The organism is Uniformispora flossi (assembly GCF_049534875.1).
GTDB lineage: Bacteria > Actinomycetota > Actinomycetes > Streptomycetales > Streptomycetaceae > Yinghuangia > Yinghuangia aomiensis.
This window is the reverse complement of sequence record NZ_JBMULZ010000001.1, coordinates 349,737-365,971: the sequence shown is the minus strand read 5'-3', so window position 1 is coordinate 365,971 and position 16,235 is coordinate 349,737. Positions and strand designations below refer to the sequence as shown.

Here is a 16,235-nt window from a genome sequence, read left to right as displayed (position 1 = left end):
CACCTGCCTTGACCACCGTCCCCGGGACGCAGAACGACGTCCCCACCCCACCGGACAACGCCACCGACCTCCGCAAGGCCGCCGCCTCCGGCGAGGCCCCGGAACAGGGTTCGAGAACCGGCATCGTCCTGATGATCCTGGTGCTCGGCGCGCTCACCTACTCGCTGCTGCAGTCGATGCTGGCGCCCGCACTGCCGGTCATCACCAAGGAAGTCGGCACCACCACGGACACCGCGTCGTGGCTGCTCACCGCCTACCTGCTGGTCGCCTCGGTGACCACCCCCGTGGTCAGCCGCCTCGGCGACATCCACGGCAAGAAAAAGCTGTTCGTCGTCGCCATCGCCAGCCTCGGCCTCGGCTCGCTCATCTGCGGCCTCGCCGACTCGATCAGCCTGCTCATCATCGGCCGCGCCATCCAGGGCATCGGCGCGGCGGTCTTCCCGCTGTCGTTCGGCATCGTCCGGGACGAGTTTCCGCCGCAGCGCCGCGCGGCCGCGATCGGACTCACCTCCGCGGTCATGGGCATCGGCGGCGGCATCGGCTCGGTGCTGGCCGGTCCGATCGTCGACCACCTCTCCTACCACTGGCTGTTCTGGATCCCGATGATCGTGTGCCTGTTCACGGTCGTCGCGGCCTGGATGTTCATCCCCGAGTCGCCCAACCGCGTCGCGTCGGCACGCATCAACTGGCTCGGCGCGGCGCTGCTCGGCGGCGGGCTCGCCTGCCTGCTGCTCGCCGTGAGCAAGGGCCGCACGTGGGGCTGGGGCTCGGGCACCACCCTCGGCCTGTTCGCCGGCGCCGTCGTGCTGCTCGCCCTGTGGGTGTTCGCCGAACTCAAGTCGTCCAGCCCGCTCGTCGACATGAAGGTCATGCGGCTGCGCGGCGTGTGGACCACGAACGTGGCCGGCCTGCTCATCGGCTACTCGATGATGGCGATGATGTTCCTGATCCCGCAGCTGTTCCAGCTCCCCAAGACCAGCGGCTTCGGATTCGGCACCAGCGTGACGCTGTCCGGCATGTACATGCTGCCGCTCGCCATCGCCATGCTCATCGCCGGACCGACGGCGGGCGCGCTCGAAGCCCGCTTCGGCTCCAAGCCGTCGCTCATCGGCGGCGCGGCGCTGATCACCGGCGGGTCGGTGCTGCTGATCATCGTGCACGGGGCGATCTGGGAGATCGGCATCGGGCTGTTCATCCTCGGCCTCGGCGTGGGCGCGGCGATGGCCGCGATGGCGAACGTCATCGTCGGCGCGGTGTCGCCGGACCAGACCGGCATCGCGAGCGGCATCAACACGATCGCCCGCACCGTCGGCATGTCGTTCGGCTCGGCCATCTCCGTGGTGGCCATCACGTCGCACACCGCGTCGTCGGGCCTGCCGGAGGAGAACGGGTTCGTCCTGGCGTTCTGGATCGCCGCCATCGCGGGCCTCGGCGCGGTGCTGGTCGGCCTGCTGGTGCCGGCGGCGCGAAGGGCGAGCCGCCAGGTGCAGTGACGCGCTCCTGACGCGGGGCGGGTTCCGTGCCACGATCGGGTGATGACTGCTTCGGGGGACATCGACACGATCGTGGCCACGGCACTCGGAGAGCTGAGAGTACGCGGCAGTTCGGCCCGGCTCACCGCCGAACTGTCCGCGTACCACTGCCTCGACGGCCGAGGCTTCGGTGGCTGGACGGCGGCACTCGCCGGCCTGGCCGCCTCGTGCCTTGCGGCCGACAAGCACCTGCGGAGCCTTCAGACGATCTTCAGTCGGGGGGCGGTGCCGGGCGAGCTGACGTTCGAGGTCACCACCTTGGTGGAGGGACGCACGGCGTCGGCTTATCGCGTGACGGCGTATCAGACGGACCAGCCGGTACTGGCCGCGCTGGCATGGTTCACCGCCCCGTCACTCTTGGCCCCCACGGGCCTCCCGTCCCCGGACTTCGCGACACAGCCGACCCCGGAGTCCTGCCCACGCGTGGACTGGATCGCCAAGATCGGCGAGTTCTTGGGCGGCTTCGAGATCCGCGCCGTCGACTATGCGCTGAGTCAGGCGGAGTTCGAGGGCCCGTTCCGGGACGGCGGGGACGGCGTGGCGCTGTGGGTGGGCGCGGCGGCAGGCTGGGGTGGGTCCGCAGAGACGGGTGCGTCGGCTGTGGTTTCGGGCTTGGCCGAGCGTCTGACCGACCTGATGATGTTCGACGCGTTCCTGATGGACGCCGCCCTCCGCGGCCGCCCCGGCGACGGCATGCTCACCCTCGACCTGACCACCGAATGGCACGCCACCCCAGGCCCCGCGACAGGCATGACCCTGCTCCAGGCCACCGGCCATACCCACGGCCTCGTCGCTTCCACCCACGGCACCCTGACCAGTCTGTCGGGCCACATCCGAGCCACAGCGACAAGCCAGTGCCGGGTGTATCCGGGGGCGGGGCGGTAGACGGGGACGTGCGTCGCAATCGGTCCGCCGTTTTCGACGAGCCGCGCTGCTCACGGGTCCGGCACTCGTCGATCCCGTGTCCACGCGTGGCACTGACGACCTCCCACGAGACGGGCCCTCCAGGCCAGTTCGCCTCGAACGCGGGCAGTGCCGCGGAGCGGCAACCACGTGGACGCGGATGCGGCGCTGGGATACAACCGTTGACGGCCTGCCGATCGCGGCGCTTCGGTTGCCGTCGGGGAAGCGCGCGGAGGCGGTGACGGCCGCCGCGGGGGTCGGTGCCGAACGGGGACGACGGAATGCGGACGTGGCCGGGTGCCGAAGCCGAGCCGCGGACAAGAGACGAACGGGGAACTCGTCGTGCAGCCACAGGATGCCCAGGTCACGCATCCGCCGGTGCGGCGCCGACAGCGGTTCTGGGAGAACCTGCCCGCGCTGCTGGGCGTTCTCGCCGCGTTGATCGGGGCCGGCTTCTTCGGCGGTTGCCAGGTCCAGCAACAGGTGGGCGCCAAGGAACCGGTGACGGTGACCACCACACAGTTCGTCACCGTCACCGCCCCTGCGGCGCCGGCCGCTGCCGGGAACGGGAATCAGGCTTCCCCGAGTACGGATGCTCCAAGTGCGGCGAGTACAAGCGGCGCGGGGTCCGTGCAGTGGACCGGGAAGGTGCGCCTGGGGGACGTGGATCTGGACAGCGTCCCTCCGAGCCAGGTTGCGTACATGGACAGCGACGTGGGTTACAACGGAATGTCCCGCACCCTTGGCATCGGACCGCGCGCGGCAGAGACGGGCAGTCTCGCCGTCGCCTCGGCTGGTTCGCGGCCTACGCAGCAGGAATGCGCGACGCTGCTGACAACCCAGGGGACGACGAGAAACCTGAAGGTGACACCCGGCGAGTCCGAGGTGTTCTGCGTACGGACCGACCGGGGCCGCACGGCCTCCGTCGACGGTTTCGACGGGGAGTTCGTCACCGTGACGGTCTGGGCGAAGTAACCCGCACGTTGCGCAGCTGCACACCTAGCGGACCGCGTCCTCCGGGTGCGCGGGCGTGCGGCTGTGGGTCAGCAGCCGCAGGGCAGCCTCCGACGGGGAGCCGGCCTCGGCCGTGTACGTGATCAGCGTCTGGTCCGGGTCCCCCGGCAGCGTGAGGCTCTCGTAGGCGAGGGTGAATTCGCCGACCTCCGGGTGCCGCAGGTGGTAGCCGCCGTGCGTCTTGTCGCGGACCTCGTGCTCGTCCCACAGTTCGCGGAAATCCGCGCTGTGCTCCGAGAGTTCGGCGACGAGTGCGGCCAGGGCCGGATCGCCGGGGTGCCGGGCCGCGTCCATGCGGAGATAGGCCACGATGTCGCGGGCCTTGACCTCCCAGTTCGCGAACCGGGAGCGGACCTCCGCGTGACGGAAGACGAGCCACGCCTTGTTGCGGTGTTTGGGCGGCAGGTCGTCGAAGTCGGTGAGCAGGGTCGCCGCCAGAGCGTTCCACGCCAACACGTCCGTGCGGCGGCCCACCACGAACGCCGGGGTGTCCGGGATCGAGTCGAGCAGCCGCCGGAGGCCCGGCCGCACCTGCTGGGCGGGTTCCGCGGCGATCGGTGGCCTGCGTCGTCCGGCGGCCTCGACGAGCCGGTTCAGATAGTCGCTCTCGTCCTCGTCGAGGTCGAGCGCGGCGGCGACCGCGTCCACGATCTGCGCCGAAACGTTCTCGGCGCGCCCCTGCTCGAAGCGCGTGTAGTACGCGACGCTCACGCCCGCGAGCTGCGCGAGTTCCTCCCGGCGCAGCCCCGGCACGCGACGGCGCCCGTAGCTGGGCAGCCCCGTCGTCTCCGGCCGCACCCGCGCCCGGCGGGAGCGCAGGAACGCGCCGAGGTCGGCCTTGGGGTCGAGGGGAGACGGGGTGGCATCAGGCGACGGGGTGGCATCGGGCATGAAAGACCTCATAGCTCACGGAACATTCTGTAACCGGTCAAACATCGTCCTGCGGTTGCATCCGGCCCCTGCTCGACAGCGACCGGCGACGCCCGCACGCGCGGTCGCCCCTGCGCGGCCCAACGTCCGCCACCAGCCGCCCATTCCCCGGCAGGCGCGTGGGTGGTCCTGGCAGAACTACGTTCGCGAGGGATCTGGGTCGGCCTTCCGGACTGCCGAAACATGGCTGTCGGCGGCGGGAGAACCCGCAGCCCAAGCCTCCGGAACCTGGAGAATCCCGATGAGCACCCTTCCCGTGCGTCCGCTCGGCACCACCGGCATGGACATCACCCGCGTCGGCCTCGGCTCCTGGGTGGTCGCCGGCGCAGGCTGGCACTACAGCTGGGGCAGCACCGACGACGCCGAGTCCGTGGCCGCGATACGGCACGCGATCGAGTCCGGCGTGAACTGGATCGACACGGCTGCGGTGTACGGCCTCGGCCACGCCGAGGAAATCGTCGCCAAGACCCTGGCCGAACTTCCCGAAGCGGACCGCCCGTACGTCTTCACCAAGGTCGGCCTGGTCTGGGACCCCGCCGACCCGGGCGCGGTCCCGCGCCGCAGCATGCGCCCCGACAGCGTGCGACGCGAGGTCGAGGACTCGCTGCGACGGCTCGGCGTCGAGCGCATCGATCTCTACCAGGTGCACTGGCCCGACAACGGCGACGCCCTCAACTACGGCGCCGACGACCAGGACGCCCCCGCAGCCCCGAGCGCCACCCCGCTCGAGGAGTACTGGCAGGTCATGGCCGACCTGAAGGCCGAGGGCAAGGTACGGGCGCTCGGCCTGTCGAACCACTCGGTCGACGAGCTCACCCGGGCCGAGGCGATCGCCCACGTCGACGTGATCCAGCCGCCGTTCTCCGCAATCAGCCGCGGCGCGGCGGCGGAACTCGCCTGGGCCGCGGCGCAGGGCACCGGCGCGATCGTGTACTCCCCGATGCAGTCCGGGCTGCTGTCCGGCAGCTTCACGGCGGAGCGTGCCGCCGCGCTGGGAAGCGACGACTGGCGTGCGTCGCACCCGGACTTCACGACCGGCCTCACGGCAAATCTCGCGCTGGCCGAGGCACTGCGGCCGATCGCCGCACGGCACGACGCGACCGTGGCCGAGACCGCGGTCGCGTGGACGCTGGCGTGGCCGGGCGTCACCGGCGCCATCGTCGGAGCGCGCAATCCGCGCCAGGTCGACGGCTGGATCGGCGCGGCCGACGTGGAGCTGACCGAGCTGGATCTCGACGAGATCGCCAAGGCCATCGCGCGCACGGGCGCGGGCGATGGCCCGGCACGTCCCTGACACGCCGGACGACACCCCCGCGCCGATACCCGCAGGAGGGGTGCGCGGGGGAATCCGGTCAGGCCCACGCAGAGGGGAGCGCGGCGGCCAGGGCCCCGGGAAAGGCCCTGGCCGCCGTGTGGCTTTCAGCTCCTACCACTGGTACCAGAGGTGGTCATCCCAGGGGTAATTCGTCCAGGGACCGCCGGTTCCGGTGCAGGGGTACATCGTGATCGACTGGAGGGAACCCCAGTCCGAACCGTTGTAAGCCCATCCGGAGACATCGAGGCAGAGGTTCAAGTCCTTCACGCTTTGCAGCGCGAACCGGTCGTCGTTGGCATAGGGGTAGTACTTGATGAACTCCTGGTTGTCGTATCGGGTCTTGTTGCACCCGTACATTCCGACTATGTCGCCCGAATGCGGCGCACCGAGATCGGGGATGTCGAGGCATTGGCCCGGCGTCGCGTTGTTGGCGATGACGAAGGTGGGGCGGCCGAAGTAGTCGACGAGGTTGGTGTTCTGGAATGTCCAGTACCGGTTGCTGCCGCCGCTGTCGCAGTCTTCTGTAATCGCCTTGGCTCCGGGGTTGGAACCGTCGCCGGGCAGGCCCACGCAATACGGGGTAATCGCGTTGCGCAGTCGTAGTGGCCCGGTGTCCGCCTGCGCTTGAGGCACGCTGAGACCCAGGAGGAGGAGAAGGGCCCCCGCGGCGACGCCGAGTTGCCGAATCACTCCGGTGCTTTTTCGTGAACTCACGGTTCCCTCGCTTGCTCGAGTATGTCGGCATGCGGAGGTAACGGTCAGCCCCCCGCCTGACCGGATCAAGCTAAGGCACGGGATGGGGGCGCGGCAGCAAGGGAAGCGCTCGAGCGCGAAATTCGGCCGCCGACGCCGACTCCGTATAACGCCCCAAAACTCCACCGCCACCATGGCTGAATCAAGGCGACTTCGCCCCGGTGCTGCCGGCGCTTCCCCGCGCTGCCGGGACACGACCCCAGGCTGTGCCGCGATGTCCCGGTCGGCCGGCGCACGTTCATTCGCCGGCAGTCCGTAGGCGTCAGAACAGGCGTGTAGTGGAGCCTGGTTCCGGCTCGCGGGCGAAGGTGCGCGAGGTGAGTGGCGTCCAGGCGCGGCCACCGGTGAGGCGGGGATCGGCCATGGATCGGCGGTCCGCGGCCGGCGCAGCCACGGTCCCGGGCGTCGGCAGGTCGGCCGTATACGGCGCCGCAGCCGGCGGAGGCAGGGTGCGGGTGGTCGCGGGGACCGGCCGTTGCGGATCGTTCGGAGGCTCGGGTGTCTTCTCGCGTGTGGCGGTGGACGCGCCGTTCCACTTTTTTGGGCGTGCCCGGCGAGCATCTCGGTGATGTAGTCCGGTGCTTGGATTGGCATACCGGGGGCGCGGGTCCAGGTTTCCGGTTTCGCGAGCCGCACACCGCTGTCGGGGTCGGACACCCCGTCCAACAGGGACTGCATCGTTCGGCGGTTCAAGTCGGCGACCCGCACAAGCCAGTCCTGGTCCAAAAGCGCGCTGTGGGAAACCCCGACTTCGCACCCGGATGAACACCCCACGCGCGGTCGAGCAAGGCGAGCGTCAGCCCGGTTGCTCGCCGCGTGGGGGCGTCGGCCGCGTCGTTACACCCGCGCGTGGGTGGTGATGTCCGCGCGGAAGTCCGCCACCATCGCCGGGGTCACCGTCGGGCGGCACTGGGCGACCGCGTGGAGGAAGTCCTCGGTGCCGGCGCCCGGGGTGGTGGTCTCCGCGGTGTCGAGGTCGCGTTCGAAGGAGACCTGGGCGGCGATGCGGGCGGCGTGGTCGATGTCGGCGGGGGTGAACAGCTCGCTGGCGCGGACCAGGGCCTCGAGGTCGACGTCCGGGCGGCGGGCGTGGGCGTAGCGGGCCCACATCGCGCGGCGGGCGGCCTGGTCGGGGGTGCCGATCGGGATCACGTAGTCGAAGCGGCCCGGGCGCAGGAACGCCGGGTCGAGGGAGCGTACCGAGTTCGTCGCGCACACCAGCAGGCGCTCCTCGCGCTCGCGGAACGCGGGGATCAGCTTCAGCAGCTCGTTCGTCACCGAGTGTGTGCCGCCCGGCGGCGTCGTGGACTCGAACTGGCGTACCGGCGCGATCTCCTCGACTTCGTCGATGAACACCACCACGCGGTCCAGCTCGGCAATCCGCGCGAACGCCTCGCGCAGCGCCGCCGCCAGGTTCCCGCTGTCCGCGAGCCGCGACGGCAGCAGTTCGACGAACGGCCAGCCCAGCCGCGACGCGATCGCGCGGGCGAACGTCGTCTTACCGGTCCCCGGCGGCCCGAACAGCGTGATCGCGCGCGGCGGTTCGACACCGTGCCGCTCGGCGCGCGCCGGATCCGCGAGCGGCAGGACGACGCGGCGCTCGATCAGCGTCTTCTCCTCGTCCATCCCGGCCAGCCGCCCCCACAGATCGCCCGCGGGCATGCGGCCGCCGAGCCGGTCCAGGACGTCCGCCGCGCGGTCGTCCACCGGTTCGACCTTCTCGAAGTACGCCACCGCGGGCCGCCGGTCGTACCCGGCCGTCTGCAGCCCCTCCTGCAGCAAGTCCTCCTCGGGCAGCACATACGCGATCCGCCGCACCCGCAGCTCCACCAGCCGCCGCTCCAACGCCAGCAGCAGCGCGCTCGCCAGCCCCCGCCCGCGCAGCGCCGGTGCCAACGCGATCCGCATCACCCACGCGCGGCCCTCCGCGACGGTCGCCAGCGCCGCGCCGACGACCTCGCCGTCCCGCCGCGCCACCACCGCGGGCTGCCGGGCGGTCAGCGCGGTGATGCACTCCGCGACGGTGAACACCGAGTCCGGGCCGACGCCCGAGGTCGTGTCGATGAGGTGGACGACGGCGGCGAGGTCGTCGTCGCGGTACTCCTGAACGATCCAGCCCATGACACTCTCCCGGCTCGGCGGAAACCCCGCGGGACTGGTCCCGCGCGGTCGTCGAGTGCCGAACGCTAGGGGGCACCGACCCACCGATGACTCCTCCGGAATGGACAAACGGGTGATCCGGCATGCTCCGCGTCGGACAATGCGGTCCCGGGATATTCCGGCGTCGCCGACGAAGGCCCTGACGCGGCCCCGATGCGTGGATGGCCGCCGACGACCACCGACGACCACCGATGACCACCGGATGACGGCCTGAGGACGTTCTGCCGATGGTCTGACGACGTTCTGACGACGGCCGACGACCGGCGGACCCCCCGCGCCCATTCGAGGGACCAACCCCGCGCGGCATCCGCCCGGTTGCGGCAAGGTACCGGCATGGCCTTCGTACCGGACCAGTCCGCCGCACCGCACGGAGCGCCGCCGCGGCCGATGGTGGTGTGCGGCGACGACGCGCTCGCGTACCGCCTCACCGCCGAACTCGCCCGCCTCTATGACCAGCCGGTCACCGTCCTGGTGCCTTCCGCAGGCTCCGCCAACGGGCTCCGCATCACCGAACTCGCCGCCGTACCCGGCCTGTCCGTCACCGTCCGGGAAGCCGCCGCACCCAGCGAGGACGCGCTGATCCACGCCGGCGTCGCGAGCGCCCAGGCCATCGCCCTCGCCTACACCGACGACCAGACCAACATCCACGCCGCCCTCCGCGCCCGTCGCATCAACCCGCACATCCGGCTCGTCATCCGGCTGTTCAACCGCAAACTCGGCCGCTACCTGGAAGACCTCCTGGGCCGCGCCACCCCCGGCGGCACCGACCTCACCACCAGCGTGCTCTCCGACGCCGACCCCGCCGCCCCCGCGCTCGTCGCCGCCGCCCTCGCGGGACAGCGCTCCCGCATCGTCGAAGCCGACGGCCTCCTGTTACGCGCCGCCGACCGCACCGCGGGCGAACCCCTCCGCAGCATCGCCGACGGCGACCTCTGCACCCTCGCCGTCCTGTCCGACCCCGGCGCCGCGGCCGGCCCGCTCCTGCTGCCCGACGACGACGCCGTCGACGCCGCCCACGCCACCCGCAACCGCGTCGTCCTCGAAACCGTCACCCGCGACACCCAACCCGTCGCCCCGCTGCGGGCCCGCGCCCTGCCGCCGAGGCTTCCGCTCCGCGAACTCTTCTCCCGGCGGCTCATGCTCGCCGTCGCCGGCCTCGTCGGCCTCGAAGCCGTGTTCGCCCTGCTCACCTGGCAGGTCACCAAGAACCCGCCGCTGCGCGCCGCCTACCTGTCCATGCTCGACCTGATGGCCATGGGCGACCCGGCAGTCGGCGAACGCAAGGGCCGCCAGATCCTGCAACTCCTCTCCGGACTCACCGGACTTGCCCTGCTGCCCATCCTGTTCGCGGTCGTCCTGCAAGCCCTCGGCTCGTTCCGCAGCGCCACCGCGCTGCGCCGCCCGCCGCGCGGGATGTCCGGCCACATCGTGCTCATGGGCCTCGGCAAGGTCGGCAGCCGGGTCCTCGACCGACTGCACGCGCTCGGCGTCCAGGTGGTGTGCGTCGAACAGAACCCGAAGGCCCGCGGCGTCGCCCTCGCCCGCTCCCTGCACGTGCCGTGCATCGTCGGCGACGCGACCCAGGACGGCGTCCTCGAAGACGCCCTCATCGAACGCGCCGACGCCATCATGGCGTTGACCAGCAGCGACAGCACCAACCTGGAGACGGCGCTGTACGCTCGCGAATGCAAGCCGGACATCCGCGTCGTCATGCGCCTGTTCGAGGACGACTTCGCCGCCGTGGTCAACCAGGCCATGCGCGCGTCCTATCCGCAGGCCACCACCCGCAGCCGCAGCGTCTCCACGCTCGCGGCCCCGGCCTTCGCGGCGGCGATGATGGGACGGCAGATCCTGGGCGCCCTGCCCGTCGAACGCAGCGTCCTGGTCTTCGTGGCGCTGGAGGTGGGCGACCACCCCGACCTGCTCGGCCGCACCGTCGACGAGGTCTTCCGCCCCGGCGCCCGCCGCATCCTGGCCCTCGATCTCGCCCAACCCCACGAACGCCGCCCGCTGATCGCCGGCCCGACGGCCGCGGGGGAGCGACACGAGCCGGAGCTGGCCTGGGGATTGCACCAGGGATACGTCCTGCAGGCCGACGACCGGGTGGTGTTGGCCACGACGCGGGAGGGACTGGCGGCATTGGTGCGGGGGAGGCCGGGGTCGGCTTCGGGTTCGGGTTCGCCTTCGGGGTCGGGTTCGGCTTCGGCTCCGGGGTCGGATTCGGGGTCAGGTTCGGCTTCGGCTTCGGGGTCAGGTTCGGGTTCGGAATCGGGCGTGGTCGGCCAGTCCGCGAGCCCGGGACTGCCGCCGGAGACGGGGGCTCGGGCGCTCGACGGCTCGGGTTAGGGTGGCGTATGGCCGGAGTCACGGGAGAACCGACAAGCGCGCGGGTGGACGCCTGGATCTGGTCCGTACGCCTGACCAAGACCCGGTCGATCGCCGCCACCGCCTGCCGCGCGGGCCACGTCCGCGTCAACGGCGAACGCGTCAAGGCCGCCCACGCGCTCAAAGTCGGCGACGAAGTCCGCTTCCGCCACGACGGCCACGAACGCATCGTCGTCGTCCGCAAACTGATCCTCAAACGCGTCGGCGCCCCGGTGGCCGTCGAGTGCTACACCGACAACAGCCCGCCGCCCCCGCCCCGGGACCTCACCGCCGCCGCGGGCATCCGCGACCGCGGGACCGGCCGCCCGACGAAGCGCGACCGACGGGACCTGGATCGGCTGCGGGGGGCGTAGGTCGGCTGCTGCCGCGGTCGGCGGCTGAGGCTGCTGCTTCGACCAGGCAGGGCCGCGGTGGGTGCGCGGTCCAGGTGACGCGTGCGTTGGCGGCTTCGTGGGCGGTCGGCCGGCGGTTTTGCGCCCCTCCCCCCGCGGAGTCGGCTCGGGACGACCGTGTGGGGGCATACGGCATGCTGCCGCTCCCGCCTGTCGGCGTCCTGCCGGAACGCCCGTCGCCGTGGTGCCGACGCCCGCTTCTGCCCGCTTATGTCCCCTTACGCGTTGAAGGCCCCGGCGACCTCGCGGGCCCAGTGGTCCTCGTGCTCCGCCGAGTCGCCGCTCACGCCGATGCCGCCGACCGGGCGGCCGTCCCGCAGCAGCGGGTGACCACCGCGGCCGAGGTACCAGCCGCCTTCGTGGACGAACGAGGCGGCAAAACCCGGGCGATCGGTCATGAGCTCCTCCATTGCCGCGGTCGGGCGCCCGAAGGCTGCCGACGTCCGCGCCTTCTCACTGGCCAGGCTCGCGCTGAACCGCAGCGCCCCGTCCATGCGCTCGAACGCCACCAGCGTCCCCGCCGAGTCGACCACCGCCACACTCACGGCCCGCCCCAACTCCGCGGCCTTCGCCACCACAGCCGCGACCAACGCCCGAGCAGCCTCCGAGCTGACGTCGTACGCCTCCACCACGTCCTTGCCGGCCATCCGAACCCCTCCGCAACTCGACCACCGGCCCGAACCGACCAGGTGCGCCGCGATCATGCCCCGAGCCGACAGGAACTTCCAGGGCCGCGAGTGGAGGAGGCGGCAGAGGCGGCAGGTTGGGGGGCGGGGCAACGAGCGACGCCGAGGCAGCCGTCCGCTGGCCGACGGCGGGCAGAGGGCCGTGGTCTGCTCTCCGCGGCCGCCCACGCGAAGCGGGTACAGCGACCGGGCGAGGCAAGACAGCGAGCGCCACGCGGAGCGAAACCGGCCGGCGCGGTAGCAGCCGAGGCGGGCGGCGTGACGAGGCTGGACCGGCGCCCGTCCGGGTGTCCGGCGGCGCGGTCGTGATCGGGCCCGCGTCGCGGGCGTTCATGTGCCGTGACGGCGCAAGGCCGGTCGCGCGAGCGGGCACGGTCAGCGAGCGCCCCATCCACGCGTCTTCCCACCTCAAACGCCCCCGTTCGAGTGGTTCGTGTGCTCCGTTCGAGTGGCGGTGATTGCGGTGGGGGCCGTGCAGCGCGTGGACTTCGAGCGAAAGGTGCCGTGGTGGGCGGGAGTTGCCGCCGCGGTGCGGGTGTTCGGCTGTTGGGAGGCGCGAGTTCATCGTGCGTACGTCATCGATCCGTCGCGTCACCGGAGCACTTGCCGGGCTGGCGTTGGCTGCCGCGGCGCTGGTTGCCGGGCAGCCCGCGCATGCGGAGTCCGGGGTGGGGGCGGGGGAGCCGGGGCGGGCGCGGGGTGACGCGTTGTGTCCGGACGGGTACGTGTGTCTGATTCCCGGCGGGGTCGCCGGCGCCGATCCCTACCTGATCCCGGAGTGTGCGAGCGAGTACTTCTCGCCGCCGTTCGTCGCCTCCGGGATCCGGAACAACACCGACGTCATCGTGTGGATCACCACCCCGGACGGCGCATCGCTGTGGATCGGCCCGCACGACAGCGCGACGTTGTGGCCGGTCACGGCGATCGACTCGGTCGTCGCGCAGTGCTTCGTGCCCGATCGCAGGTGAGGACGGACAGGGTTCGCGGCGCGGGTAGACCTTCGCGGGTCAGCGGACGCGGCGGCGGGTTAATACACCTAGGTGCCCTGACCGGCGCAACGCTCGCGGCGCCGTGAAGGCATACCTGGTAGCGGACGTGCCCCGTCACTTGCCATGCGCCTTTTCCGATTCGCTCGCTGGGCGCAGGTTCGCGGCCCGGGTGGGGACAGCCCATGTGGCGGCGTTGTGTGAGGCTCTGGTGCCGGGGGCGAGCGGACGCGTGTAGCCGTGGTGTTGGACATTGCCGAGCCCCGACGCGGCTGCCGTCGGAGGCGACATGGGCTTCTCCGCGCGGGTGATCCGTGGCACGGCCAGTCGTCGGAGACCGGTTTGGTGCTCCCTCGTGTTGACAGGGGTCTTGGTGCGACCACGGGGAATGCCTGGGGTCATATCGATGAACTCGACGAGGTCGCGCACCGTGTCCGACACCTCGGCCGGCTCTTGGCCCCACGCATGTACGCGGGCCGGGTTCACAAGCCGGGTGAGTTCCTCGGCACATGCCCAGATGTGCTCCTCCCGCTGTCCTTCGGGAAGCTTGAGCAGCGCGGTGATGCGTTGCTCGACACGCATCGGGGCGGCCGTGGCCTTGAGCTCCAACTCGTAATTGCGGTAGTGGGTGAAGTCCTCTTCAAGAGAGGGGGCGGCGTCTGGGCGGACGAGGGCAGCACGGTGTTTGATCTCGTCCAACTGGCTTGGTGTGTAGTCGAACTCGGCGCAGTGCTGGGCCAGCGAGCGCGTGAGCGGTCCCCAGCCCGCCAGGTCGAGGTCGATGATGTAGGTTTCCCGGCTTTCCGGAGCGGCACCGCTGGGGCGCAGGATGTTCTCCGGATGTAGGTCGTTGTGCACGAGACCGAAAGGGGTTGGCTGCCAAGGTCGCGCGTAGCGGGCGAACGACAGGGAGTCCCGCTCGAACCGCATTTTCTCGTACCAGACCCGGTACGGCGACCCCGGCCCCAGCAGATGGCTGCGCATCGTGTGGTGGGCGATCTGGCGGTGCATGTAGGCCGAGCTGTTGCGGTCAGCGCCGGCGGTCGCCGGCAGCGGCAGCAGCGGTCCGCGTTCGATGTTCCCGAAGTCGCCCATGACGATGTCCGGCATGTCGCGGATCAGCCATTCCGGGCGGCGCTGCGCCCGTAGCGGCTGGGCTTCGGCGTCGGGTACTCCGGCGACGATCATCCAGGATCCGCCGTCATGGAGCAGCGGTGGGACATGGCGCGTCTGTGGACCCACCGTCGCCAGGATGTCCGCGGGGCGCCAAACCCGCGGTTTGATCCGCCGTTCGGCCGGGCTTCGGAAGGGATCCCAGGGCTTGTGTTCTTCGCGGAGGTAGACCGGGCCTTCGGGCGTCTCGAAGCGAAAGACGGCGCTCTGTGCTCCCGCGCTCATCCGATGCCCGATGCGGTCGCGCTCCTCATAGAGGTGCCGGGCCTCTGCCGCGGTGAACATTGTGGTCCGCACGGGTGAACAGTACGACGGGCGGTGCTGCGGTCTGGCAACAGCGCGTAGCGGTCCGCGTGATCTGGCTGCCAGGTCTTCGCGACTCCCGCACGCGATGGTCGAGTGTCTCCCAGGCTGCTGTGGCAACGGCGCAGCCAAGGTCCACAAGGGACGGGGCGCAAGTCGGCCGTCATACGTCCGTGCTGAACCGTGCAGTGGAGCAGTTGCCGTCGGTGTCGCGCAGGGCCAACCCCGGCACGCCGGACAGGGTCCGACTCCAGGCCGAGTGATGCGGTGTCACCACCCGCGATCGCGTCGGCGCCCGGGGGAGGGCAACAGTGAACCCCCTTCCCCTGGAGGGGAGTCAGCGGCCGAAGAGGTACGGTTCACGTGACCGTCGTCGCGCTTTGTGTAGGGCTCTCGCGCTCATGGATTCGCGCGGCTCGGGCTCCCCGGGTGTCGGCTCGACTGCGGCGCGCGGGCATTCGGGTCGGCGGCCAGGGCGCGCCGACCGTGGCCCGGAGCGCGCCGCAGGCGGAACTCCGTCGACCGGCCGGCGGGGGTGGTGCGGGTGGTGCGGGCCGGGCTTTCGCGGGGCGGGTTCACCGGCAGGGTCCATCGGGAGGGGCGCTGCTGCTCGTCAGCTCTCCGACGGGTTCGGGTGCGTGCCCAAGTAGCGCTCGACCGAGGCGACTTTGCTGGTCAGGCCGTTCGTGACGCCGTCGCGGATATCGGCTTTGAGGGTGATGCTGACGCGGCCGGTGCGGGCCTTGACGGCGTCGACGGCGTCCTTGACGACCGCCATGACCTCGTCCCACTCGCCTTCGATCGAGGTGAACATCGCGTTCGTCTCGTTCGGCAGGCCGCTGGCCCGGACCACGCGGACCGCCTCGGCGACGGCTTCGCCGACGTCCTCGCCGATCCCGAGCGGGGTGACGGAAAAGGCGACGATCATGGGCTTGACCTCCCGGGACGCGAGCCGCGACGGGTGGGGGTACGCCGCCGCGGCTGCCAGGGTAGCCGGGGGCGCCGGGGCTGTTGGGGACGCCGGGCCCGCCGGAGACGTCCGGGCCGAGGTCCGGTGGAGGACCGGCGAGGGATTGGGGTGGAGCCCCGGGCCAAGCTGCCTGCCGGGACGGCCGTGACTGACGGCAGTGACCTGCCCCGACGCGCGCCGGAGTCCCTTCTCCTGGGGCATGCTCCCGCCGACCGCCGACCGCCGACCGCCGACCGCCGACCGCCGACCGCCGACCGCCGACCGCCGACCGCCGACCGCCGACCGCCGACCGCCGACCGCCGCGCCCGGACCAAGCCCGCCGCCCGGCCCGCCTCGATCCGCGTCGGAAGCGTGCATTCCGGGCCCCGAGCTCTGTCCGGTCGGCTCCCGACTCGTCCCAACCCGCGTCAGAGCCCCTTCTCCCGGGCCACCTCACCCGCTCGGTCAGCCCCGCCCGGCGAGCCCCGCCCCGCTCCTCAAAGCTCCTTCGCCCGCCCCTTCTCCCGCATCTCCTCCCGGACTGCCGCCGCGCCGGTGTCCGCCGCGAGGCCGGCGCGGGTCAGCCGGGTGGCCGCGTCCGTCATGCCGTCGGCACGATGCTGGAGTCCGGGGAACGCGACCTTGACCATCTCCTCCTGGGCTGCCGCTGCGGCCATGGTCGCCTGGAGCACCCGCTTGTCCACAGGGATCAAGCCCCTGATCGGTTCGCCTTCGGCCATCTGGCCTTCCCTTC

General features: G+C 71.4%; 14 protein-coding genes. 7 read left to right on the top strand and 7 right to left on the bottom strand.

The annotated features are described in order from the left end of the window. Positions 1 to 8 precede the first annotated feature (8 nt). The 3 genes from ACPA54_RS01630 to ACPA54_RS01620 all read left to right on the top strand — a co-directional run bounded on the left by ACPA54_RS01630 (position 9) and on the right by ACPA54_RS01620 (position 3,410). A complete protein-coding gene (locus tag ACPA54_RS01630; RefSeq protein ID WP_423525986.1) occupies positions 9 to 1,493 on the top strand; it encodes an MFS transporter in 1,485 nt (494 codons plus the stop codon). Between the two features lie 42 nt (positions 1,494 to 1,535). Beyond that, positions 1,536 to 2,417: an acyl-CoA thioesterase gene (locus tag ACPA54_RS01625; RefSeq protein WP_423525984.1), complete on the top strand. Its 882-nt coding sequence runs from the start codon at positions 1,536 to 1,538 to the stop codon at positions 2,415 to 2,417. A gap of 315 nt (positions 2,418 to 2,732) precedes the next feature. Next, positions 2,733 to 3,410, top strand: coding sequence for a hypothetical protein (locus ACPA54_RS01620; RefSeq protein WP_423525982.1), 678 nt, complete (start codon positions 2,733 to 2,735; stop codon positions 3,408 to 3,410). 24 nt (positions 3,411 to 3,434) lie between these two features. On the opposite strand, the gene ACPA54_RS01615 is transcribed toward ACPA54_RS01620, so the two are convergent. Then, positions 3,435 to 4,340: a helix-turn-helix transcriptional regulator gene (locus ACPA54_RS01615; protein WP_423525980.1), complete on the bottom strand. Its 906-nt coding sequence runs from the start codon at positions 4,338 to 4,340 to the stop codon at positions 3,435 to 3,437. 280 nt (positions 4,341 to 4,620) lie between these two features. Here ACPA54_RS01615 and ACPA54_RS01610 point away from each other — a divergent pair, with 280 nt between their 5' ends. Further along, positions 4,621 to 5,673: an aldo/keto reductase gene (locus ACPA54_RS01610; protein ID WP_423525978.1), complete on the top strand. Its 1,053-nt coding sequence runs from the start codon at positions 4,621 to 4,623 to the stop codon at positions 5,671 to 5,673. 132 nt (positions 5,674 to 5,805) lie between these two features. On the opposite strand, the gene ACPA54_RS01605 is transcribed toward ACPA54_RS01610, so the two are convergent. Both ACPA54_RS01605 and ACPA54_RS01600 read right to left on the bottom strand, forming a co-directional pair. Next, on the bottom strand, positions 5,806 to 6,408 hold the full coding sequence (locus ACPA54_RS01605) for an RICIN domain-containing protein (protein WP_423525976.1): 603 nt from the start codon (positions 6,406 to 6,408) through the stop codon (positions 5,806 to 5,808). 876 nt (positions 6,409 to 7,284) lie between these two features. Next, positions 7,285 to 8,568, bottom strand: coding sequence for an ATP-binding protein (locus ACPA54_RS01600; RefSeq protein ID WP_423525974.1), 1,284 nt, complete (start codon positions 8,566 to 8,568; stop codon positions 7,285 to 7,287). A 372-nt stretch (positions 8,569 to 8,940) separates the two neighbouring features. On the opposite strand from ACPA54_RS01600, the gene ACPA54_RS01595 reads away from it, so the two are divergent. Further along, positions 8,941 to 10,953 carry an NAD-binding protein gene (locus ACPA54_RS01595; protein WP_423525972.1) on the top strand — a complete coding sequence of 671 codons (2,013 nt, stop codon included), beginning with the start codon at positions 8,941 to 8,943 and terminating at the stop codon, positions 10,951 to 10,953. Further along, positions 10,875 to 11,345, top strand: a complete 471-nt coding sequence (locus ACPA54_RS01590; protein ID WP_423526866.1) for an RNA-binding S4 domain-containing protein — start codon at positions 10,875 to 10,877, stop codon at positions 11,343 to 11,345. Before ACPA54_RS01595 ends, ACPA54_RS01590 begins: the two co-directional genes overlap by 79 nt. Positions 11,346 to 11,602: 257 nt before the next feature. Here the strand turns inward: ACPA54_RS01590 and ACPA54_RS01585 are convergent, their stop codons facing one another. Next, complete coding sequence (locus tag ACPA54_RS01585; RefSeq protein WP_423525970.1) at positions 11,603 to 12,031, bottom strand: GlcG/HbpS family heme-binding protein; 429 nt, start codon at positions 12,029 to 12,031, stop codon at positions 11,603 to 11,605. Between the two features lie 605 nt (positions 12,032 to 12,636). On the opposite strand from ACPA54_RS01585, the gene ACPA54_RS01580 reads away from it, so the two are divergent. Continuing rightward, a complete protein-coding gene (locus ACPA54_RS01580) occupies positions 12,637 to 13,038 on the top strand; it encodes a hypothetical protein (RefSeq protein ID WP_423525968.1) in 402 nt (133 codons plus the stop codon). 135 nt (positions 13,039 to 13,173) lie between these two features. Here ACPA54_RS01580 and ACPA54_RS01575 read toward each other — a convergent pair whose 3' ends face one another. From ACPA54_RS01575 to ACPA54_RS01565, 3 genes are all read right to left on the bottom strand, one after another. Further along, complete coding sequence (locus ACPA54_RS01575) at positions 13,174 to 14,526, bottom strand: phosphotransferase (RefSeq protein ID WP_423525966.1); 1,353 nt, start codon at positions 14,524 to 14,526, stop codon at positions 13,174 to 13,176. Between the two features lie 619 nt (positions 14,527 to 15,145). Then, positions 15,146 to 15,460, bottom strand: a complete 315-nt coding sequence (locus ACPA54_RS01570) for an MTH1187 family thiamine-binding protein (protein ID WP_345674720.1) — start codon at positions 15,458 to 15,460, stop codon at positions 15,146 to 15,148. 518 nt (positions 15,461 to 15,978) lie between these two features. Then, positions 15,979 to 16,221 carry a hypothetical protein gene (locus ACPA54_RS01565; protein ID WP_423525964.1) on the bottom strand — a complete coding sequence of 81 codons (243 nt, stop codon included), beginning with the start codon at positions 16,219 to 16,221 and terminating at the stop codon, positions 15,979 to 15,981. Positions 16,222 to 16,235: the final 14 nt, after the last annotated feature.

Coding starts and splice junctions, on each gene's coding strand:
- ACPA54_RS01625 (WP_423525984.1), top strand. CDS start 1,536: ATGACTGCTTCGGGGGACATCGACACGATCGTGGCCACGGCACTCGGA.
- ACPA54_RS01615 (WP_423525980.1), bottom strand. CDS start 4,340: ATGCCCGATGCCACCCCGTCGCCTGATGCCACCCCGTCTCCCCTCGAC.
- ACPA54_RS01610 (WP_423525978.1), top strand. CDS start 4,621: ATGAGCACCCTTCCCGTGCGTCCGCTCGGCACCACCGGCATGGACATC.
- ACPA54_RS01600 (WP_423525974.1), bottom strand. CDS start 8,568: ATGGGCTGGATCGTTCAGGAGTACCGCGACGACGACCTCGCCGCCGTC.
- ACPA54_RS01595 (WP_423525972.1), top strand. CDS start 8,941: ATGGCCTTCGTACCGGACCAGTCCGCCGCACCGCACGGAGCGCCGCCG.
- ACPA54_RS01585 (WP_423525970.1), bottom strand. CDS start 12,031: ATGGCCGGCAAGGACGTGGTGGAGGCGTACGACGTCAGCTCGGAGGCT.
- ACPA54_RS01570 (WP_345674720.1), bottom strand. CDS start 15,460: ATGATCGTCGCCTTTTCCGTCACCCCGCTCGGGATCGGCGAGGACGTC.
- ACPA54_RS01565 (WP_423525964.1), bottom strand. CDS start 16,221: ATGGCCGAAGGCGAACCGATCAGGGGCTTGATCCCTGTGGACAAGCGG.